The 19,620-nt window shown below is 73.2% G+C and carries 17 protein-coding genes; 6 read left to right on the plus strand and 11 right to left on the minus strand.

What is annotated here, in order from left to right; all coding sequences use genetic code 11:
- Positions 1 to 90: 90 nt before the first annotated feature.
- The 6 genes from mftE to mftA form a co-directional block, all read right to left on the minus strand.
- A complete protein-coding gene (gene mftE, locus ABD990_RS28610; protein ID WP_345383878.1) occupies positions 91 to 801 on the minus strand; it encodes a mycofactocin biosynthesis peptidyl-dipeptidase MftE in 711 nt (236 codons plus the stop codon).
- Positions 802 to 865: 64 nt separating this feature from the next.
- The gene (locus ABD990_RS28615) at positions 866 to 2,734 is read right to left on the minus strand and encodes a mycofactocin system FadH/OYE family oxidoreductase 2 (RefSeq protein WP_345383879.1); all 1,869 of its coding nucleotides are present in this window, start codon (positions 2,732 to 2,734) and stop codon (positions 866 to 868) included.
- Entirely contained in the window at positions 2,734 to 5,130 is a 2,397-nt protein-coding gene (locus tag ABD990_RS28620; protein ID WP_345383880.1) for an oxidoreductase, read from the minus strand. The genes ABD990_RS28615 and ABD990_RS28620 overlap by 1 nt, the downstream gene beginning before the upstream one ends.
- Positions 5,131 to 5,196: 66 nt before the next feature.
- The gene (gene mftC / locus ABD990_RS28625; protein WP_345383881.1) at positions 5,197 to 6,420 is read right to left on the minus strand and encodes a mycofactocin radical SAM maturase; all 1,224 of its coding nucleotides are present in this window, start codon (positions 6,418 to 6,420) and stop codon (positions 5,197 to 5,199) included.
- Between the two features lie 23 nt (positions 6,421 to 6,443).
- Positions 6,444 to 6,752 carry a mycofactocin biosynthesis chaperone MftB gene (gene mftB / locus ABD990_RS28630; protein ID WP_345383882.1) on the minus strand — a complete coding sequence of 103 codons (309 nt, stop codon included), beginning with the start codon at positions 6,750 to 6,752 and terminating at the stop codon, positions 6,444 to 6,446.
- Complete coding sequence (gene mftA / locus ABD990_RS28635; protein WP_037048757.1) at positions 6,742 to 6,843, minus strand: mycofactocin precursor MftA; 102 nt, start codon at positions 6,841 to 6,843, stop codon at positions 6,742 to 6,744. Before mftA ends, mftB begins: the two co-directional genes overlap by 11 nt.
- A gap of 198 nt (positions 6,844 to 7,041) precedes the next feature.
- Between mftA and ABD990_RS28640 the strand changes: the two genes are divergently transcribed.
- The 4 genes from ABD990_RS28640 (at position 7,042) to ABD990_RS28655 (ending at position 12,592) form a co-directional block, all read left to right on the plus strand.
- Positions 7,042 to 8,175, plus strand: a complete 1,134-nt coding sequence (locus ABD990_RS28640) for a GNAT family N-acetyltransferase (RefSeq protein ID WP_345383883.1) — start codon at positions 7,042 to 7,044, stop codon at positions 8,173 to 8,175.
- Positions 8,176 to 8,346: 171 nt separating this feature from the next.
- Positions 8,347 to 9,639, plus strand: coding sequence for an NDMA-dependent methanol dehydrogenase (mdo, locus tag ABD990_RS28645; RefSeq protein WP_345383884.1), 1,293 nt, complete (start codon positions 8,347 to 8,349; stop codon positions 9,637 to 9,639).
- 181 nt (positions 9,640 to 9,820) lie between these two features.
- Entirely contained in the window at positions 9,821 to 11,050 is a 1,230-nt protein-coding gene (locus ABD990_RS28650; protein WP_425569678.1) for an AAA family ATPase, read from the plus strand.
- Entirely contained in the window at positions 11,051 to 12,592 is a 1,542-nt protein-coding gene (locus tag ABD990_RS28655; protein ID WP_345383885.1) for a VWA domain-containing protein, read from the plus strand. It abuts the gene before it with no gap.
- A 62-nt stretch (positions 12,593 to 12,654) separates the two neighbouring features.
- Here the strand turns inward: ABD990_RS28655 and ABD990_RS28660 are convergent, their stop codons facing one another.
- On the minus strand, positions 12,655 to 13,617 hold the full coding sequence (locus tag ABD990_RS28660) for a zinc-binding alcohol dehydrogenase family protein (protein ID WP_345383886.1): 963 nt from the start codon (positions 13,615 to 13,617) through the stop codon (positions 12,655 to 12,657).
- Between the two features lie 72 nt (positions 13,618 to 13,689).
- On the opposite strand from ABD990_RS28660, the gene ABD990_RS28665 reads away from it, so the two are divergent.
- Positions 13,690 to 14,031, plus strand: coding sequence for a winged helix-turn-helix transcriptional regulator (locus tag ABD990_RS28665; protein WP_345383887.1), 342 nt, complete (start codon positions 13,690 to 13,692; stop codon positions 14,029 to 14,031).
- Between the two features lie 224 nt (positions 14,032 to 14,255).
- Entirely contained in the window at positions 14,256 to 14,954 is a 699-nt protein-coding gene (mftM, locus tag ABD990_RS28670) for a mycofactocin oligosaccharide methyltransferase MftM (RefSeq protein WP_345383888.1), read from the plus strand.
- A gap of 96 nt (positions 14,955 to 15,050) precedes the next feature.
- Here mftM and ABD990_RS28675 read toward each other — a convergent pair whose 3' ends face one another.
- The 4 genes from ABD990_RS28675 to ABD990_RS28690 form a co-directional block, all read right to left on the minus strand.
- Positions 15,051 to 15,671, minus strand: a complete 621-nt coding sequence (locus ABD990_RS28675) for a hypothetical protein (RefSeq protein WP_345383889.1) — start codon at positions 15,669 to 15,671, stop codon at positions 15,051 to 15,053.
- Positions 15,672 to 15,873: 202 nt separating this feature from the next.
- On the minus strand, positions 15,874 to 16,701 hold the full coding sequence (locus ABD990_RS28680; RefSeq protein WP_345383890.1) for an FAD binding domain-containing protein: 828 nt from the start codon (positions 16,699 to 16,701) through the stop codon (positions 15,874 to 15,876).
- Complete coding sequence (locus ABD990_RS28685) at positions 16,698 to 17,246, minus strand: (2Fe-2S)-binding protein (RefSeq protein ID WP_345383891.1); 549 nt, start codon at positions 17,244 to 17,246, stop codon at positions 16,698 to 16,700. The genes ABD990_RS28680 and ABD990_RS28685 overlap by 4 nt, the downstream gene beginning before the upstream one ends.
- Positions 17,243 to 19,522 (minus strand): xanthine dehydrogenase family protein molybdopterin-binding subunit, encoded by a 2,280-nt coding sequence (locus tag ABD990_RS28690; protein WP_345383893.1) that lies wholly within the window; start codon positions 19,520 to 19,522, stop codon positions 17,243 to 17,245. The genes ABD990_RS28685 and ABD990_RS28690 overlap by 4 nt, the downstream gene beginning before the upstream one ends.
- Positions 19,523 to 19,620 lie beyond the last annotated feature (98 nt).

Raw genomic sequence — 19,620 nt, forward strand, 5'->3', positions numbered from 1 at the left:
GCCCATGATGGCAGCCGGGACCGACGATCCGGGGCAGGTCGGCCCGATCGGGCGCGGAAACCCGCGGCACCGTTCACCAGCGTGAACGCCTCACGCGCCGAACGGCAGCCGGCCCGTCGCCTCGTCCGGCTCCCACCGCGCGACGGCGCCGGCGAGGGCGTCCGTCATCGCGGCGAGCAGGGCCTCGCCCTCCTCGGCGGTCGCACCGCGCGGGTCGCCGAGCACGCCGCTCGGGCTCACCCCGACCACTCCCTTCTCCCGCATCACCGGCAGCAGCTCGCGCAGCGGGGCGGTCGCGCCGGGCTCGCGCCCGGGGCCGACCCGGGCGGGGTCGAGCGCCAGCATCAGCGCGGTCTCGGTGCGGCCGGCGTGCGCGTCGCCGGGGACGTCGGGTGCCACGCAGGGCACCCATGCGGCGTCCCGGCCCTCGTGACGCAGCAGCCGGACGGCCTCGACCAGGGTGCCGACGTTGCCGCCGTGGCCGTTGACGAACAGCAGCCGCGCCGCCCAGCGACAGGCCGACCGACCCAGCTCGACCAGCACCGCCCGCAACGCCTCGTGCCCGATCGAGACGGTGCCGGGGAAGCCCTCGTGCTCCCCCGCCGCGCCGTAGGCGACCGCCGGGGCGAGCACCAGTCCGGAGTCGCGCTGCTCCAGCCGGGCGGCGACCCGCTCCGCCACGCGCACGTCCGTGGTGAGGGGCAGGTGGGGCCCGTGCTGCTCGACCGAACCGACGGGAACGACCAGGGTCCGGGGTGGACCGTCACCGAGGGCCGTCCACGTGAGCCCGTCGGCCTTCATTCCCGACCTGCGCGGACGAAGTTGTCCACAGGGTGGATCCACAGGTGGATACCACTCTCAGGTTTCACAGGTTCACCGCCAGCCGCTCGCCGTCGCGCAGTGCGGCGTCCATCCGCCGCGGGGCCAGGCAGTCACCGATCCGGTGGACCCCGGGCCGGTCACGCAGTGTGGACCACAGGGCGTCGTCCGGCTCGGCGGGGACCGCACAGACCACGGCGTCGACCTCCCTCGTCTCGGTCCTGCCCGTGGGATGGTGCACGAGCGTGACCCGGCCGGGCTCGACGGCCGTCACCAGCCGGTCGGTGGTGAGCCGGATGCCGGCCGCATGGGCCCGGCGGCGGAAGCCCTCCCGGTCGAGCGTCAGCCCGAGGTCCTGGCCGACCACCATCCCGGGCGTCACGATCTCGACGGTGCACCCGCGGGCGGCGAGCAGCTCGGCCACCGAGGTGGCGTGGTGGAAGCCCAGCTCGTCGACGACGAGCACGGCGCCGGTGGGCGCGGCGGCGCCGTCGAGGACGTCCCGGACGTCGAGGGCACCCGGCCACCGGCGGGCGGGACGCGCCCCGGTGGCGAGGACGACGACGTCCGCACCCCCCAGGTCGCCCGGCTCACCGCGGACGATCTCCACCCCGGCCCGTTCGCACTCCGCGACGAGGTCCCGGACGACGTGGGCGAGCTCGCCGCGGCCGGGGGCCAGGGCCGCGAGGGCGAGCTGGCCGCCCAGCCGTCCCCGCTCGTAGAGGGTCACCCGGTGCCCGCGCCCGGCGGCGGTCGCCGCGGCCCGCAGCCCGGCGGGCCCGCCGCCGGCCACGATCACGCGCCGCGGCACGGCCGGCATCGGAAGCGCGACGGACTCGTGCCCGGCCCGCGGGTTCACCGCGCAGCCCAGCGGCTGGTTCATCCCGACCCGACCGACACACTCCTGGTTGCACCCCACGCACACCCGCGTCGGGCCGCCCGGGGCGGCGAAGTCCGGCGAGGCGATCTGGCCGCGTGCGACGCCAACCACGTCGCAGTGCCCCTCGACCAGCGCCTGCTCCGCGACCGCGGGCTCGGTGAACCGGCCGACCGCGATCACCGGCACCCGCACGGCCGCGCGGATCGCCGACGGGATGAAGGTCGCGTAGTCGGCCGGCGTGTGCATCGACGCCTCGATGAGGTGCAGCGAGGCCGTGGCCACGCCGATCGAGGTGTTCAGGTGGTCGACCTCGCCGGTCCCCTCGAGCAGGCGGGCCAGCGCGACGCCCTCGTCCAGCCCGATGCCGCCCTCGATGCCCTCCTCACCGCCGAGCCGCACGCCGAGCACCCGGTCGCCCAGCTCCCGCCGGACCGCGGCGACGATCCGCAGGAGCAGCCGGGCGCGGTTCTCCAGGGTGCCGCCGTAGGCGTCGTCGCGGTGATTGGTGGCGGGCGAGAGGAAGCAGCGGACCAGGGAGGCGTGCGAGCACTGCAGCTCGACGCCGTCGAACCCGCCCTCGACGCAGTGCCGCGCGGTCAGCGCGTAGCCGGCCACCACCTCGTCGAGATCGGCCTCGGTCATCGCGACGGGGACCTCGCGGAACATCGGGTCGGGCACCGCGGAGGGGCCGCGGACCGGCTCGCGGGAGTACAGCCCGGAGGACTGCGGGCCGTTGTGGTTGAGCTGCGCGAGGACGACGGCGCCGTGGGCGTGCACCGCGTCCGTGAGCGCGCGGTAGCCCGGCAGCACCGCGGGATCGTGGCCGCGGATCAGCTTCTCGTAGGGCCGGTCGTGCCGGTGGACCGAGTGCTCCTCGGTGATCACCAGCCCGGCCCCGCCGGCGGCCCGCGCGGCGTAGTAGGCGGTGTGCCGCGGGGTGGGCAGGCCGTCCGTCGCGTAGCCGGTGAGGTGGGCGGTGAAGACGACGCGGTTCCGCAGCCGGAGCCGTCCGGCGTGGAGCGGTTCGTGCAGCATCACGACACCCGTGAGCTGTCCCTGGAGGGGCCGTGCGCACTCACGACCCCTGCTGAGCTGCGCAGACAGTGCACCGCTCGCCGCCCCTCCCGCACCGCCTCATGCACGGTCCGTGGCGCCACACAGTCCCCCGCCACCACCAGCCGCGCCGCCACGCCACGTTCCGATCCCCCGCGAGTCGCGCTCTCGGCTCCCGCGAGTCGCGCCCCATGCTCCCCCGAGTCGCGCTGTGAGCCCCCGCGAGTCGCGCTCTGGGCTCCCGCGAGTCGGGAGTTCCGGCAGCGCGAGTCGGGGGTTCCGGCAGCGCGAGTCGCGAGGTGGCCCCCGCGCAGGAGGCCTTCGTGGCCGCGCCACAGACCGTCGTCGGGAAGGCGGTGGGCGCAGTCGATCACCACCGTGCAGGGGATCTCCCGCGCGGCGCCATGATGCACGTCGGTGAGCAGCGCGGTCCCTCCGCCGGCCGACCGGAGGCGGGTGAACAGCTCGCGCGCGACGCCCGCCCGCTCGAGCCGGGCGTTGGCCTCGGCGAGGTCCCCCGTCCGGGAGAGCTGGGTGCCGGCGACGGCGTCGGGCGTGACGAGCGCGCACGGCAGTCCCGCCGCGGCCACCTGCTCGGCGATCCCGACCCCGGTCCAGTCGCCGATCGGGTCGTGCACGACGACGTGGGTGCCGGCGGGCAGCACGGCGGCCGTCCCCTCGGACGTGGGCGGATCGGACGGGCGGCGGGGTCCGGCCGCGGCGAGCACCGCGGCCTCGAACTCGCCGGCCGGCAGCACGACGACGTCGGGTGCGGCGACGAGGGCGGCCGGCGAGGGCACGGACCCGGTGGCGAGCACGACGTCCCCGGTCAGGTCCTCGCGGCCCACCTCGACGCCGAGCGTCACCTCCACACCCAACCGGTCGAGCTCCCGTTCCCACCACTCGACGAGCAGGCCGAACCGCGATCGCCCGTGCACCGCCGCCGCGTATCGCAGCGCCCCGCCGAGCTGCGGCGCGCGCTCCACGAGCCGCACGCGGTGCCCGTACAGCGCGGCCGTCCGCGCGGCCTCCAACCCGGCAGGACCCCCGCCGACGACGAGCAGCTCGCCCGCCGCGCCGTTCGGCTCGAGCGGCAGCGCGGGGTCGAGGGTCTCGTGGCCCGACCGCGGCTCCGCCTCGTCGGTGATCAGCGGGTTCCGTGGGTCGCGGGCGCGGTGCTGGTTCGCCAGGGTGCAGGGGCGGATCCGCTCGGGCGTCCCCGCCCGGACGTGCGCGACGAGCCGGGGGTCGGCGATCTGCGCCCGCGTCATCTCGACGAGCGCGACGCCGGCCCCCAGCTCCTCCTCGGCCATGTCCGGGTCCACCACGCTGCCCTGCAGCACGATCGGTACGCCGAGTCCGAGGAAGGAGCGCGCGAGGGGACGGTTGAACCCGGGCGGGGTGTGCAGGTCGGGGCGGGTCGCGGGGACGGTGAGCCCCGACCCCCGCACGGGGACGAGGTAGTCGACGAGCTGCGCGAGGGTCGCCGCGTCTCCCGGAACTGCCGACTCGGTGTCCTCGACGTGCCGACTCGCGGGATCGGAACTGCCGACTCGCGGTCCTGGAGCTCCCGACTCGCGCTGCAGGAACTCGCGACTCGCGGAGGCGGAGGGCGCGACTCGCCGAAGCTCAGAGCGCGACTCGCGGGAGGCCAGAGCGCGACTCGCGGGAAGGTCCGGCAGCGGTGTGGTCAGCAGGGCGTGGGCGGAGGTGGGGGTGATGCCCGCCCAGGGGGCGAGCTCGTCGCAGCACAGCCGCAGGCCCAGGACGTGGTCCGGGCCGAGGGCGGCCCGTACCGCCCCGACCACCTCGCGGAGGAGCAGGGAGCGATCCTCCCCGTAGGTGTCGGGGCGGTGGTTGGTGAGCCCGGACAGGAACTGCCGGAGCAACGAGTGCTGTCCCGCCTGGATCTCGACCCCGTCGAGCCCGGCGGCCGCCGCCTCCGCCGCGGCCGAGGCGAAGCCGGCGACGAGGGCGTCGATCTCCGGCTGCTCCATGACCTGCGGGACCTCGCGGGACACGACGTCCGGCACCCGGGAGGCGCCCCACAGCGCCTGCCCGGTGAAGGCGGTGCTGCCCTGCGAGCCCGCGTGCCCGAGCCCGGCGAGCACCAGGGTGTCGGGACACGCCGCACGGATCGCCCGCCACCCGTCGCGGCACGACGACGCCAGCGGTGCCCGTTCGTACGGCCGGTCGGACCCGTGCACGGACGCCGCCTCGGTGACGATCACCCCGCACCCGCCCACGGCCCGCTCGGCGTAGTAGGCGACGTGCCGCTCGGTGAGGGCCCGGCCCCGTCCGAGGTTGGTGACGTGCGGCCCGAACAGGATCCGCGACGGCGCCGACCGACCGCGGAGTTGCAGCGGCGAGGTCAGCATCGCAAGGTGGGTCGCGCGGCGCCGGACCCGTCGTCCCCGGGTCCGGCGCCGGCGGTCTGTGGTGGGTTACGAACCCGCGACCGGGAGTCGCAGGCCCGAGTCGGTCTCCGAGGCGCCCATGCCCGCGAGCGGGCTGGTCTCGCAGGCGCGGTCGGGACGGCCCATGGACAGCTGCAGCAGGACCGGCGCCTTCTTGCCGAGCTTCGTCCGCGAGTGGTCGACCTCGGACTTCGGGATCACGTGGTCCTCGCCGCGGGCCGCGAGGGCCTGCTCGCCGAACCCGCGCACGCACTCCGGGTCCGGCCCGTCGAGCGGGAGGCCGGTGAAGAACTTCGCCGCCATGCACCCGCCCTGGCAGGAGTCGTAGTGCATGCAGGACCGGCAGGCGCCACCGGTCTGCGGCTGGCGCAGCTCGGTGAACAGCTCCGAGCTCTGCCACACCTTCTGGAATCCGCCCTCGTCGCGGACGTTGCCGGCGAGGAAGTTCTCGTGGATGGCGAACGGGCAGGCGTAGACGTCCCCGACGGGGTCGATCAGGCAGACCACGCGCCCGGCGCCGCACAGGTTCAGCCCGGGCAGGGCCTCGCCGAACGCCGAGAGGTGGAAGAACGAGTCCCCGGTGAGCACCTGGTCGCCGCGCTCGACGAGCCAGTCGTACATCTGCTTCTGCTGCGAGGGCAGCGGGTGCAGCTCGTCCCAGACGTCCGCGCCGCGGCCGGACGGGCGCAGCCGCGTGATCCGCAGCTGGGCGCCGTACTTGTCCGCGATGGCCTTGAACTCGTCGAGCTGGTCGACGTTCTGCCGTGTCATGACGACCGAGATCTTCGGCTGCGCGAACCCGGCCTCGGCCAGGTTCTCCAGCGCCCGGATCGCCATGTCGTACGAGCCGGGGCCGCGGACGTAGTCGTTGACCTCGGGCGTCGCGCCGTCGATCGAGATCTGGATGTCGACGTAGTCGGTGTTCGCCAGCTGCGCGGCCCGCTGCTTGTCGATCTTCAGGCCGTTGGTGGAGAACTTGACGCCGACGCCTGAGTCGATCGAGTAGTCCAGCAGCTCCCAGAAGTCCGGGCGCACGGTCGGCTCACCACCGCCGATGTTGATGTAGAAGACCTGCATCCGCTGCAGCTCGTCGATCACGCCCTTGGCCTCGGCGGTCGACAGCTCGCGCGGGTCGCGGCGACCGGACGAGGACAGGCAGTGCGCGCAGGACAGGTTGCAGGCGTAGGTGAGCTCCCACGTCAGGCAGATCGGCGAGTTGAGGCCGTACTGGAAGTGATCGACCAGCTTCATCTCAGGGCACTCCGGTGTGGTGGTTAGCGGGCTTCGATCGTTCCCGAGGCGGCCAGCCCGGCCAGGGCCTTCAGGTAGGCCGGACGCTGGGCCTCCTCGACGCCCGCGGCCTCGACGGCGGAGTGGACGTCCGGGTGGTGCTCGAGCCCCTTGACGACCTCCACGAGCGGGAGGGTCTTGAGGAAGGAGAGCTTGCGGGTTCCGAAGTGGTAGACGAGCGCGCCGAAGGGCTCCGGCCGCAGCGAGACCTGCGGGCTGCACCGGTAGGGGGCGCCGGGGTCGAAGTCGCCGACCCCGGCGGCACCTGCGCTCTCGGCGCTCCTAGTAGACACCGCACATGCCGTCGATGGAGACCTCCTCGACGAGGGTCTCCTCGACGACGGGGGCGTCCTCGACCTGCTCGGACTGCTCGATCGGGGCCATGGCGAACCTCCTGGTGCGACCTGGGGACAACGGTGTCGGACGTGCCGGCCGGCAGCTCGGACGATATTGGCACCGGGTGCCGGAAGCAAGGGTGTGGTGGGTGCCCCCTCCGTTCGGAGAGGCCACCGCGCGGCCCGCGCGATCTCCCGGCGCGCCGCGGCGGCGCATCCGGCCTGGTGGGGAGGGCATGCTGAGCCGGTGCCCGCCGCGACCCTGCTGCACCTGATCACCCCCGCCGAGTGGCGCACGGCGCTCCGCACGGGCGCCGTGGTCCCGCCCTCGCTCGCCGAGGTCGGCTTCGTCCACCTCTCGACGGCCGACCAGGTGGCCCTCCCTGCGGACCGGCTCTTCGCCGGCCGCGGGGACCTGCTGCTGCTCGCCGTCGACGCCGCCTCGGTCGGCTGCGAGATCCGTTACGAGCCGGGAACCCACGGCGACCCCGCCGCGATGCGCTTCCCGCACGCCTACGGTCCGGTGCCGACCTCGTCCGTCGTCGCCGTCTCGACCTGTCGCCCGGGCCCGGCGGGCACCTTCCCCGACCCGCCCGAGCCGCCGGCGCGCGCCGACCACGCCGGGCGTCTGCGGGCACTCGCCGACTCCCTGCCGCGCCGGGTGGCGTCCGCCGAGGAGCCCGTCACCGGCGGGGTCGCCGTCCTCAACGACGACGTCCCGTGGGCCCCCGCGCTCAACCGGCTCCTCGTCGACGACTCCACCCCGGCGCAGGAGATCGTCGCCGAGGCGGACCGGGTGCTCGGCGGGGCCGGCCGCCACCACCGCTGCGTGACGATCCGCGGCACCGACCCGGGGCCCGTCGCCCGCGAGCTCGGCCGGTCCGGCTGGTGGGTGCAGCACGACGTCGTGATGGCCCGTGAGGTCGGCACCTCCTCGGCCCCGGACGCGGGCCCGGGGGCCGAGGAGGTGCCGCTCGATGCCGTCAGGGAGCTCTGGGCGGCCGCCTGGCGCCCCGACCTGCCGGCCGACGACCCGCGGCGGCTCCGGCTCGCCGACCGGTACGCCGTCGACGACCGCGGGACCGACCTCCGGTTCCTCGCCGTGCGCGAGGGCGGTCACGCGGACGGCGAGGTCGTGGCAGCGGCCGCCCTGTTCCTCGACGGCGCCACCGCGGTGCTCGAGGCGGTCGAGACGGCGGCGGCGCACCGGGGCCGCGGCCACGGGAACGCCCTGCTCACCGGGGCCCTGGCCGTCGCGGCGCGGGCCGGCTGCGACCTCCTCGCACTCGACGCGCAGGCCGACGGCACACCCCGCGACTGGTACGCGCGGCACGGATTCACGGTGGTCGGCGAACGCTGGTCGGCCGGCCTCGAGAGGTGATCTGTTGCCAAGTCTGTGCAACAGTGGGCGTGCGGTCCGCGGTCCACCCCTCCGACCCGACGGTTTCCGCCCCCACCTCTTGACGGTTTCCCCCGCGGCCCTCTGTGCCCGCCGTCACGCCGGTCCTAGCGTCGCCGTCGACCGACATCACCTGCACCAGAAAGGGCTGACATGCAGGTCGACGAACTGCTCAAGCCGTTCCCGCTCAAGGAGTTCCACCCGTTCCCCAAGGCTCTGCTGGGCCCGGGTGCGCACGAGATGATCGGGCCGGAGGCCCTGAAGCTCGGCTTCAAGAAGACGCTCGTGATGACGTCCGGCCTCCGCGGCACGAACATCGTCCACAAGATCGTCGAGTCGATGAAGTACCACGGCCTCGAGGTCGTCGTGTACGACCAGGTCGAGTCGAACCCCAAGGACTACAACGTCATGGACGCTGTGGGCCTCTACCAGCAGAACAACTGCGACTCGTTCGTCTCCATCGGCGGCGGCTCCAGCCACGACGCCTGCAAGGGCGCCCGCATCTCGGTGGCCCACGACGGCCGCAACGTCAACGAGTTCGAGGGCTTCAACAAGTCCGAGAACCCGCAGAACCCGCCGCACATCGCGGTCTCCACCACGGCCGGCACCGGCTCGGAGACCTCCTGGGCGTACGTCATCACCGACACCACGACGGACCCGGACAACCCCCACAAGTACGTCGCGTTCGACGACGCCTCGGTCACCAGCCTGGCGATCGACGACCCGGTCCTCTACTACGACTGCCCGATCGACTACACCGCGCAGTGCGGGTTCGACGTGCTCGCGCACGCCTCCGAGCCGTACGTGTCCCGGCTGAACTTCCAGCCGTCGCTGGGCAACGCGCTGCACGCGATCAAGCTGACCGCGCAGAGCCTGCGCGCGGCGGTGTGGAACGGCCAGGACCTCGCCGGCCGCGAGGGCATGATGTACGCGCAGTACATCGCCGCCCAGGCGTTCAACTCCGGTGGTCTGGGGATCATCCACTCGATCTCGCACGCGGTGTCGGCCTTCTACGACACCCACCACGGCCTGAACAACGCCATCGCGCTCCCCCGCGTGTGGGCCTTCAACATGCCGGTCGCCTACGAGCGGTTCGCGGACATCGCGGAGGCCATGGGCATCGACACCCACGGCATGACCAAGGTCCAGGCCGCGGAGGCCGCGCTGGCCGCCGCGATCCGGCTGCTGCGCGACGTGGGCATCCCGGAGCGGTTCATCGACGTCAAGCAGGACACCTACTCGAAGAACCGCCTGGGCCAGGGCCCGACGAAGTACTACGAGAACGCCAAGGAGATCAAGGGCGACGCGGCCGACGTCGACCGGATCACCAACCACGTCCTCGGCGACGCGTGCACCCCGGGCAACCCCAAGGAGTGCACCTTCGAGACCGTCCGTCCGGTCGTCGACCACTGCATCAACGGCGACCTGGACGACCTGCTCAGCTGACCCCGTGGGTGACGACTGCCCCTCCGGCGGCGGTTGCCACCCACGACCGCGTCAGGCCTCGGCGGGCCCGCCACGCGAATCCGACGCACACTGGATCCGTGGCGGGCCCTCCTGCCGAGCGCCTCCCTCACGTGCGCACCAGCGCGGCTCGCCGGCGAGCCGTGCGGAAGGAGTTCCGGCCTTGACCAGCCTGTCCGACGGCCTCTCCGACGGCCCGCAGACCGATCCCGACCCGCCGTTCGAGTCCGTCGACGAGGTCGTGGCCGCGCTCCACGACCAGGGCTACATCGCCGACACCCGGCTCGCCACGACGGTCTTCCTGCTCACCCGCCTGGACAAGCCGCTGCTGCTCGAAGGTCCGGCGGGCGTCGGCAAGACCGAGCTGGCCAAGATGCTCGCCGCGGCGACCGGCCGCCGGCTGCTCCGCCTGCAGTGCTACGAGGGCCAGGACGAGACCAAGGCCCTCTACGAGTGGGACTACGGCAAGCAGCTCATGTACACGCAGATCCTGCGCGAGAAGATCGGGCAGGTCGTCGAGGACGCCCCGGACCTGGCCACGGCCGTGGAGCGGATCGGCGAGAACGAGAGCGTGTTCTTCTCCGAGCGCTTCCTCGCCCCGCGCCCGCTGCTCGAGGCCATCCGCTCGGAGCAGCCCGTCGTGCTGCTGATCGACGAGGTCGACCGCGCCGACGAGGCCCTCGAGGCCGTGCTGCTGGAGACCCTCGGCGAGTTCCAGATCTCCGTCCCCGAGGTCGGCACCTTCACCGCGAAGCACCGCCCGTACGTGCTGCTGACCTCGAACAACACCCGCGACCTCGCCGCCGCGCTCAAGCGCCGCTGCCTGCACCTGTTCCTCGACTACCCCTCCGCCGAGCGCGAGCTGGAGATCGTCCGGTCCAAGAAGACCGGCCTGGCGGACTCCCTCGCCGAGGAGCTGGTCAACGTCGTGCGCGGGCTGCGCGAGCTCGAGCTGCGCAAGGCGCCGAGCATCTCCGAGACGATCGACTGGGCGCGCACGCTGGCCGTCCTCGGCGTCGACGAGCTGAACTCGCAGATCCTCTCGGACACCGTCTCCGTCGTCGTCAAGTACGACAAGGACGTGAAGAAGGCGCTCGACGCGCTGCCCCGCCTCGTCGACCCGAACGCCGAGATCGAGGAGCCCGGCCACGGGCACGGCCACGGTCACGGGCACGGCCATGGGCACGGCCACACCCACGACGACGACGGGGATGTGGACGGCAGGCGGAAGCGGGCGGAGAAGGACACGGCGGGCCGGCACGGCGAGGGCGCCTACGGGACCCCGAACTACGCGAAGGGCACCGACAAGGACCCCGGCCCGGCGAAGCCCCGCGACGTGACCGCCGGGCAGGGCTCGCGGTCCTTCGGGCTGGGACGCAAGAGGGCGCTCTAGATGGAGGCGTCGATCCACCGGTTCGTCCGGCTGCTGCGCATCCGCGGCGTGCGGATCTCGGTCTCCGAGGCCGTCGACGCCATGCGGTGCGCCTCGCAGCCGGGCGTGCTGGCCGACAGGTGCGTGCTCAAGGAGGCGCTGCGCGTCGCGCTGGTGAAGGACCGGCGGGACGAGGCGACCTTCGACGAGGTGTTCGACCTCTTCTTCTCCCTGGTCAGGGTGGGTGAGCCGGAGGCCGGCCACGGCCACGGGCACGGCCACGGCGACCTCTCCGACCAGGGTGCGCTCGAGGACTTCACCTTCTCCGAGGACCCGTCCGAGACGCCGCAGCAGGGCCACGAGCACGGCAAGCCCGTCGACATCCGGGACTACTTCGACCCGGAGGATCTGGCGCAGCAGTACAACCTGCACCAGGAGGCCAACAAGATCGACCTGGCCGCGATGACCGAGGAGATCGTCTTCTCGAAGGACAACCAGGCGTCGCCGCTGTCGGAGGGCAACCGGGTCCAGATCGAGACCGACCGGCTCTCCGGCGCGGGCCTGCCCGGCGACATCTCGACGGCCGCCGGCACCAAGGTCGACGCCGACCTCTCCGTCGCCGAGCAGGAGGCCCTGCTGGGCTGGCTGACCGCGGCCGAGGAGGACGTCGCCGCGACGGAGGGGACCGAGGACGACGCCGCGGCCCTGCGCCGCCGTCTCGCCGGCGTCCTGCAGAACCTCCCGGAGGCGATCAAGGCGCACCTGGAGAAGCTGCTGGAGATCGAGCAGCGGATCATCGACGGCGGCGAGGGCGACGGCCGGGTCGCGCAGGTCGACCGCGCGTCCGAGACCGAGCGGATGCAGCTGGAGGACTCGCTGCGGCGGCTGGCGAAGACGTTGCACGGCGCGCTCACCCACCGCCGCCGGGTCTCGCCGCAGGGCCGGATCGACTCGGGCCGCACGATGCGCAAGAACATGCGCTTCGACGGCGTCCCGTTCACCCCGGTCACGGTGCGCCGGCAGGAGGACAAGCCCCGGCTCGTGGTCCTGGCCGACGTGTCGCTGTCCGTGCGGGCCACGGCCCGGTTCACGTTGCACCTGGTCCACGGGCTGCAGGACCTCTTCGGGCAGGTCCGGTCGTTCGCGTTCGTCGACGAGATCGCCGAGATCACGGAGCTGTTCGCCGACCACCCGGTGGAGCACGCGCTCGGGCTGGTCTTCGGCGGGGACGTGATCGACGTCGACGCCAACTCGAACTACGGGCTGGCGTTCGGCCGGTTCCTCGAGGAGCACGGCTCGGCCGTCACGCGCCGGTCGACCGTGCTGATCCTCGGCGACGGGCGGGGCAACGGCAACGACCCGAACATGGAGGCGTTCGTCGAGATCACCCGGCGCGCCCGGGAGACCATCTGGCTGACGCCCGAGCCCCGCTACTCGTGGGGGCTGGGCCGCTGCGACCTCCCGGACTACGCCGAGTACTGCGACCGCGTCCGGGTCGTCCGCGACCTCACCGGCCTGGAGCAGACCACGAACGAGATGGCCGGCGAACTGATCGGCCGCTGACCCCCTGTGAGCGAACGGCGCTCTCGCTCGTTCCTGGTGAGCGAGAGCGCCGTTCGCTCATCTCAGAGGGTGAGGGCGACCTTGCCGACGGTGCGGCCGGACTCGAGCTGCTCGTGGGCCTTGCGCAGGTTCTCGCCGGTCAGGCCCTCGAAGGTCGTGGTGAGGGTGGTGCGGAGGGTGCCCTCGTCGACCAGGTCGGCGACGCGGTTGAGGATGTCCCGCTGGGTCGCGTCCGTCTTCTGGAACAGCGGGCGGGTGAACATCAGCTCCCAGTGCCAGGTGATGCTCTTGGACTTCAGCGGGAGCAGGTCCATGCCCGGCGGCTCGTCGATCGCCACGATCTCGCCGCGCGGGGTGAGCAGCTCGGCGTAGGCCTCGATGTTCTTCCCCGAGACCGGCGAGAAGACGTACCGGACGTCCGGCACGACCGCGCGCACCGACTCGACGAGCGCGTGGTGGTCGGTGATGTGGTCGGCACCCATGGCCCGTGCGAACTCCGCCGACTCCTCGCGGGACGCCGTGCCGATCACCTCGACGCCGGTCAGCGCCTTGGCCAGCTGGGTCACCATCGCGCCGACCCCGCCGGCCGCCGCGACGACGAGCAGGCGGCCGGTGCTGGACGGGCCGAGCCGCAGGGCGTCGAACAGGGTCTCCCAGGCGGTGATCGTGGTCAGCGGCAGCGCGGCGGCCCCCGCCCAGTCCAGGGTGCCGGGCTTGCGGCCCACGATGTGCTCGTCGACCAGCTGGAACCCGGCGTTCGAGCCGGGCCGGTCGATCGTCCCCGCGTAGTACACCTCGTCCCCGGGGGCGTACGCCGTGACGGCCGACCCGACCGCCCGGACGACGCCGGCGGCGTCGAAGCCGAGGACCCGCGGCGCGTCCAGCCCGGCCCGGACCTTGGTGTCCACCGGGTTCACCGACACCGCCCGCACCTCGACGAGCAGGTCGTGCGGGCCGGGGTCGGCCACCTCGTGCTCGATCTCGGTGAAGGTGGAGGCGTCGATCGCGGTGGTGCGTGTGGCCATGGCCGCGACGGTATGCGAGGGGTACCGGTTACCCGCAAGGGAACCTGCTTCCCTCCGGATACCATGCAGTTCGTGCCCACCCTGAACGCGCCGCCCGACGCCTACCTGGCCAACTGCCCGTGCCGCTCCGTGCTGGACCTGCTCGCCGACAAGTGGAGCGCGCTCGCCCTCGGCGCCCTGGTCGACGGGCCGCTGCGGTTCGGCGAGGTGCGGCGACGGCTGGAGGGCATCAGCCCCAAGGTGCTCACCGCGGTGCTGCGCCGGCTCGAGGAGCACGGGCTCGTCGAGCGGACCGTGTACCCCGCCGTCCCGCTGCACGTCGAGTACGCCCTGACGGAGCTGGGCCGGGACGCCAACGGCCCGCTCGACGCTCTGCGCCGCTGGGTCGAGGCCAACATCGAGCGCTTCCCCTGAGCCGTTCCGCCGGACCCGCCCCGCGCGGCCGATCCGGGCGCCGATCCAGCGGCCGATCCTGACGACCTCCCGCGGCCGATCTCCTGGACCACCGCGTCCGCGTCCCCCGGACGGGCCGATCCCGCCCTGCCCGGTCGGAGGGTTCGGGGTGCCGGGCCGGACGGTTCCCGGCCCGCGGCGGCCCCCTGCTCCCTAGCGTCGGAGGGGACGCGGAAGGGAGCGCCATGATCGGGCTCGCACGGCTGGACAACGACCTGGCCGGCTGGCTGGACCGCACGCTCGTCGTGCCCGGGGTCCTGCCGCCGGAGCGGTTCGAGGAGGCCTTCGTCGCGATCGTCACCTCCGGTGCCCCCGACCCCGATGACGCCTGGCTGGCCTTCTACCGCAACACCCTCGACGCCCTGCGCGGCGACCCGGAGCCGGGTGGCACGAACGCCGAGCTCAAGCCCGTCCACGAGCGCGCCGCGGACCTGGCCGTCGGGAGCGTGCTGGAGCTGGGGACCTGCTTCGGGTTCCTCGCGCTCCGACTGGCGGAGGCCGGGCACGAGGTCATCGCGACCGACCTCGTGCCCGGCACCGTCGGCCTGCTCGACCGGATGGCCCCGCGGCTGGGGCTCGCCGTCGACACCCTGGTCGCGGACGCCCGGGCCGTCCCCCTGCCCGACGGCAGCGTGGACACCGTGCTGGCCGTGCACCTCCTCGAGCACCTGCCGGCGGAGGAGGGCAAGGCCGTGGTGGCCGAGGCCCTCCGGCTGGCCCGCCGCCGGGTCGTCGTCGCGGTGCCGTTCGAGGAGGTGCCCAACGAGACCTGGGGGCACGTGACGACCTTCGACGAGGCCGCCCTGGACGAGCTCGGTGCCGCCACCGGGCTGCCGTACGAGATCTCGCTCCACCACGGCGGGTGGCTGGTCATCGACCGGTGACGACCCGCCCCGGGGTTCCGGAGTCCCGTCGAGCGGGGGGCCACGGTCGCCGCCCGGGGCGCCGGCGCGCACCCACCGGCGTCCCGAGCGGGGCCCTCACACCATCTCGGGCACGCGCAGGTGGGCCAGCGCCAGCTCGAACTCGCGGACCTCGACGATCTCGGCGCCGAGGCTCTCGGCGGCCTCGGACCGCAGCCGGGCCGCGAAGTCCCGGCTCGCCGCCATGGCCTCGGCCGAGTCGAAGGTCACCGACGACACCGTGATGCCCTCGTCGCGGTCCATCAGCAGGCTGGCGCTGCAGAAGCCGTCCATCTCGCCCATGGCCGGCAGCAGCGTCGTCCGGTAGGTCTCCAGCCCGCGGTCCATACCGCCCGGGTCCATCCGCACCCAGGTCACCCGGGTGCACGCGCCCGGCGCCGAGGTGTGGGCCCGGTGCAGGACCCCGATCTCCCACTCGTCGACCTGGGCGGTCCCGCTGAGGGCGTCGGCCGCCCGGTCGCGCAACGGCCGGACCATGGGCTCCGAGTCGTGCATCGCCTCCCGCGTCTCCCACGCCGACGTCACGATGCAGCGGCCCGACTCCCGGTCGGCCAGCATCGACAACCCGATGCAGCCGGCCATGTCGAGCACCGCGGGCATGACCTCGTCACGGATCATCGCGATGCCGCGGTCCATGCTCTCCCGGTGGGCCAGGACGGTGGTGGAGCGTGCGTACACGGTCCACTCCCTTCCGGTCGGGGCGGCACCCCGGCGGCGCCGCCGGCGCCGGTCAGGGTCCTCCGGGGCGGCCGGGCGCACAACGGACCTCCGGCCCCCGTCCCCGCCCCCGGGGACGCACTCGGCGGAACGCCCCGGGGAACGCCGACGTCCCGGCCCCCGTGGCGGGGAACCGGGACGTCGGAGGTGCGAGCAGGCGGTGTCAGCCCGCGGCGGTCTGCAGCGCCCGCCGGGTCAGCACCGTCACCAGGTGGCGGCGGTACTCCGGGGTGCCCGCGTTGTCGGCCGGGGGCTCGGTGCCCTCGGCAGCCAGCGCGGCGGCCTCCTCGATGCTCCTGCCCTCGGCCAGCGCGGCCTCGGTGGCCTTCGCCCGCAGCGGGGTGGAGCCCATGTTGACCAGCCCGATCCGGCGGGCACCGTCCGGGGCGGTCACCACGGCCACGGCCACGATCGCCCAGTCGTTGCTGCGCCGGGTGAACTTCTCGTAGGCCCAGCCGGTGCTGCCCGTGCGCGGCACCCGGATCTCGACGATCAGCTCGTCCGGCTCCTTCACCGACGAGAAGATGCCGGTGTAGAACTCGGTGATCGGGACCTTCCGCTCGCCCCGCGGGCTGCGGAGCACGATCGTGCCCTCGAGCGCGAGGATCGCGGCCGGTAGGTCGCCGGCCGGGTCGCCGTGGGCGAGCGCGCCGCCCAGCGTGCCGCGGTGGCGGACCTGCGGGTCGCCGACCGTCCGGGTGACGGCCTGGAGCAGCGCGCACTCCTTGGCCAGCACGTCCGAGACGACGATGTCCCGGTAGCGGGTGCCCGCGCCGATGGCGACCTCGTCGCCGTCGACCCGGATGTAGTTGAGCTCGGCGAGGCGCCCGATGTCGATGACGACCTCGGGCGCGGCCAGGCGCAGCTTCATGACCGGGAGCAGCGAGTGCCCGCCGGCCAGCACGGTGGCGTCGTCACCGTGCTCGGCCAGCAGGGCCAGGGCCGCGTCGATCGAATCCGGGCGCCGGTAGTCGAAGCCGACGGGGATCACTTGTCGCCCTCCCCGGTGGAGAAGCCCGGCGCCATGGTGCGCTCGCCGGACTCGGCCTCGACCCGCTGGGCGGCGTCGGGGTCCTTGCCCGCCGCGACCAGCACCGCCCGGACGATGTTGTGGTAGCCGGTGCAGCGGCAGAGGTTGCCCTCCAGCCCCTCCCGGACGTCCTTCTCGGTGAGGTCCGGGTTCTCCTCGATGAGGCTGATCGCCGACATCACCATGCCCGGGGTGCAGAACCCGCACTGCAGGCCGTGCTCCTCGCGGAAGGCCTTGGTGACCGGGTGGCCGAGCTCGCCCTGGGCGGCCCCGTCGAGGCCCTCCATGGTGGTGACCGACTGCTGGTCGGTCTGGACCGCCAGCACCGTGCAGGACTTCACCGACTCGCCGTCGACGAGGACGGTGCAGGCGCCGCACGAGGTGGTGTCGCAGCCGATGTTGGTGGCCTTCAGGCCGAGGTTCTCGCGCAGGTAGTGCGCGAGCAGCGTGCGCGGTTCGACGTCGTGGCTGGTGCGCTCGCCGTTGACGGTGATCTCTACCTTCACTTGGCCGACTCCTTCTGGGCCTCGTGGATGGCGGTCCACACCCGCACCGGGGTGAGGGGCATGTCGATGTGGCGGACGCCGAGGTGCGACACGGCGTCGATCACCGCGTTGTGCACGGCGGGGCAGGACCCGATGGTCCCGGCCTCACCGACGCCCTTGTAGCCCATGGAGTTGATGGTCGTGGGGGTCTCCATGCTGACCAGGTCGAAGCTGGGCAGCTCCGCGGCCGAGGGGATGCCGTAGTCCGCGAAGGTCGCCGTGAGCGGCTGGCCCTCCGGGTCGAACACGACCTCCTCGAGCATCGCCTGCGCGATGCCCTGCGCGATCCCGCCGTGCCGCTGGCCGTCGAAGATCAGCGGGTTGAGGATCGGGCCCGCGTCGTCGAGCGCCCAGATGCGCTCGACGGTGGCCTTCCCGGACTCCACGTCGACCTCGACGACGGCGACGTGCGCGCCGAACGGGAAGGTCGGCTTCTTGGCGTCCCACTCGTGGAAGACCTTGAGCTCCTCCTGCCCGGCCAGGTCCGCCAGCGAGACGCTCTTCGCACCCGGGGCGCCCTTGACGACGATCGACCCGTTCGCCTTGTCCAGCTCCAGGTCGTCGACGTTGGCCTCGAGCACGTCGGCGGCGCGCTGCTTGGCCAGCTCGACCAGCTCGACCGCGGCGTTGTGCACCGCGACGCCGCCGGTCTGCAGGCTCCGCGAGCCCATCGTGCCGGCGCCGGTGGGGATCAGGTCCGTGTCGCCGTGCTTCACGGTGATCTTCTCGACCGGGATGCCGAGCTCCTCGCTGGCCAGCATCGCCCACGCCGTCGCGTGGCCCTGGCCGTGCGGCGAGGTGCCGGTGAGCACGGTGACGGTGCCGTCCGCGTGGACCTGCACGGTCGCGTTCTCCACGAACGCCCCGCCGCCGGTGATCTCGACGTAGGACGAGACGCCGATGCCCAGCTGCAGCGCGTCCCCGCGCTCGCGGCGGCGCGCCTGCTCGGCCCGCAGGCCCTCGTAGTCCGCCGCCTGGCAGGCCAGGTCGATCGCCTTGGCGTACTCACCCGAGTCGTACTCGGCGCCGCCCTTCGTGGTGAAGGGGAACTGCTCCGGCTTGATCACGTTCTTCTTGCGCAGCTCGGCCGGGTCCATCCCGATCTCGTCCGCGAAGAGGTCCATCGCGCGCTCGATGGCCTGGGTGGCCTCCGGGCGGCCGGCCCCACGGTAGGCGGCGGTCGACGTCGTGTTGGTCGCGACGACCTGCGCCGAGGAGAACACCTTCGGGATGTCGTAGGTGCCGGGCGCCATCATCCGCGTGAACATCGGGAGGACGACGCCGAGGCGCGGGTACGCGCCGGCGTCGGCCACGACGTCGAGGCGGTAGGCCTTCACCGTGCCGTCCCGGTCGCCGCCGATGGTGATCTTCTGTACCTGGCCGCGGCCCTGCACCATCCCGGTCATGTTCTCCGAGCGGCTCTCGTTCCAGCGGACCGGCCGGCCCACCTTCTTCGACAGCCATGCGACCAGGGCGAACTCGGGGTCGGCGCCGATCTTCGCGCCGAAGCCGCCGCCGACGTCCGGCAGGATCAGCCGGAGGTCCTTGGCGTCCATACCCATCCAGGCGGCGACCTCGTCGCGGGCGCTCTGCGCGTTCTGCGTGGAGCAGAAGATCGTGCAGCGGCCGTCCTCGCCCCAGTAGGCGGAGGCGGCGCGGGTCTCCAGCGGCGCCGCGGCGACGCGCTGGTTCACGATCTCCCGGCTGACCACGACCTCGCAGTCGGCGAACAGCTCGTCGCCCGGGTCCTCCTTGGCCAGGTGCATCCCCGTGACGGTGTTGGTGCCCGCCTCGGGGAACAGGAGGATCTCGTCCTTGAGGGCCTCCTTCATGCCGACCACCGCGTCGAGCGGCTCGTAGTCGACGTCGACCAGGTCGGCGGCGTCCTCGCCCTGGTACGCCTCCTCGGTGAGGACGGCCGCGACCGCCTCGCCGACGTAACGCACCCGGTCGGTGGCCAGGAAGGGCCGGACCATCGCCTTGTTGGCGGCCGGGAACAGCAGGGCCGGAGCGATGTCGCAGTCCGCGCCGGTGAAGACCGCGACGACGCCGGGGGCGTTGCGCGCCTCCTCGACGTCGATGGAGTTGATCGTGGCGTGCGCCAGCGGGGAGCGGACCAGGGTGAGGTGCAGCGCCCCGGTGAGCCGCTCGTCGGTCAGGTCGTCGGTGTATGTCGCGCCCCGTGTGAGGAACACCGGGTCCTCGGTACGGACAACGCGCGTGCCCAAGATGCTCATCGGGCGCGACACTAGACCCGCGCGCGGCCGCATGCGACATGCCACAGGTCCCTGACCTGCAGGTTAGCCCACCCTAAGACGGCTGCATCGGAAATCGG

Source organism: Pseudonocardia yuanmonensis (assembly GCF_039542425.1).
Classification (GTDB): domain Bacteria; phylum Actinomycetota; class Actinomycetes; order Mycobacteriales; family Pseudonocardiaceae; genus Pseudonocardia; species Pseudonocardia yuanmonensis.

What these genes read in the sequence shown, in the direction of transcription:
- mftE (WP_345383878.1), bottom strand. Translation starts at nt 801, where the DNA reads ATGAAGGCCGACGGGCTCACGTGGACGGCCCTCGGTGACGGTCCACCC.
- ABD990_RS28615 (WP_345383879.1), bottom strand. Translation starts at nt 2,734, where the DNA reads ATGCTGCACGAACCGCTCCACGCCGGACGGCTCCGGCTGCGGAACCGC.
- ABD990_RS28620 (WP_345383880.1), bottom strand. Translation starts at nt 5,130, where the DNA reads ATGCTGACCTCGCCGCTGCAACTCCGCGGTCGGTCGGCGCCGTCGCGG.
- mftC (WP_345383881.1), bottom strand. Translation starts at nt 6,420, where the DNA reads ATGAAGCTGGTCGATCACTTCCAGTACGGCCTCAACTCGCCGATCTGC.
- mftA (WP_037048757.1), bottom strand. Translation starts at nt 6,843, where the DNA reads ATGGCCCCGATCGAGCAGTCCGAGCAGGTCGAGGACGCCCCCGTCGTC.
- mdo (WP_345383884.1), top strand. Translation starts at nt 8,347, where the DNA reads ATGCAGGTCGACGAACTGCTCAAGCCGTTCCCGCTCAAGGAGTTCCAC.
- ABD990_RS28655 (WP_345383885.1), top strand. Translation starts at nt 11,051, where the DNA reads ATGGAGGCGTCGATCCACCGGTTCGTCCGGCTGCTGCGCATCCGCGGC.
- ABD990_RS28660 (WP_345383886.1), bottom strand. Translation starts at nt 13,617, where the DNA reads ATGGCCACACGCACCACCGCGATCGACGCCTCCACCTTCACCGAGATC.
- mftM (WP_345383888.1), top strand. Translation starts at nt 14,256, where the DNA reads ATGATCGGGCTCGCACGGCTGGACAACGACCTGGCCGGCTGGCTGGAC.
- ABD990_RS28690 (WP_345383893.1), bottom strand. Translation starts at nt 19,522, where the DNA reads ATGAGCATCTTGGGCACGCGCGTTGTCCGTACCGAGGACCCGGTGTTC.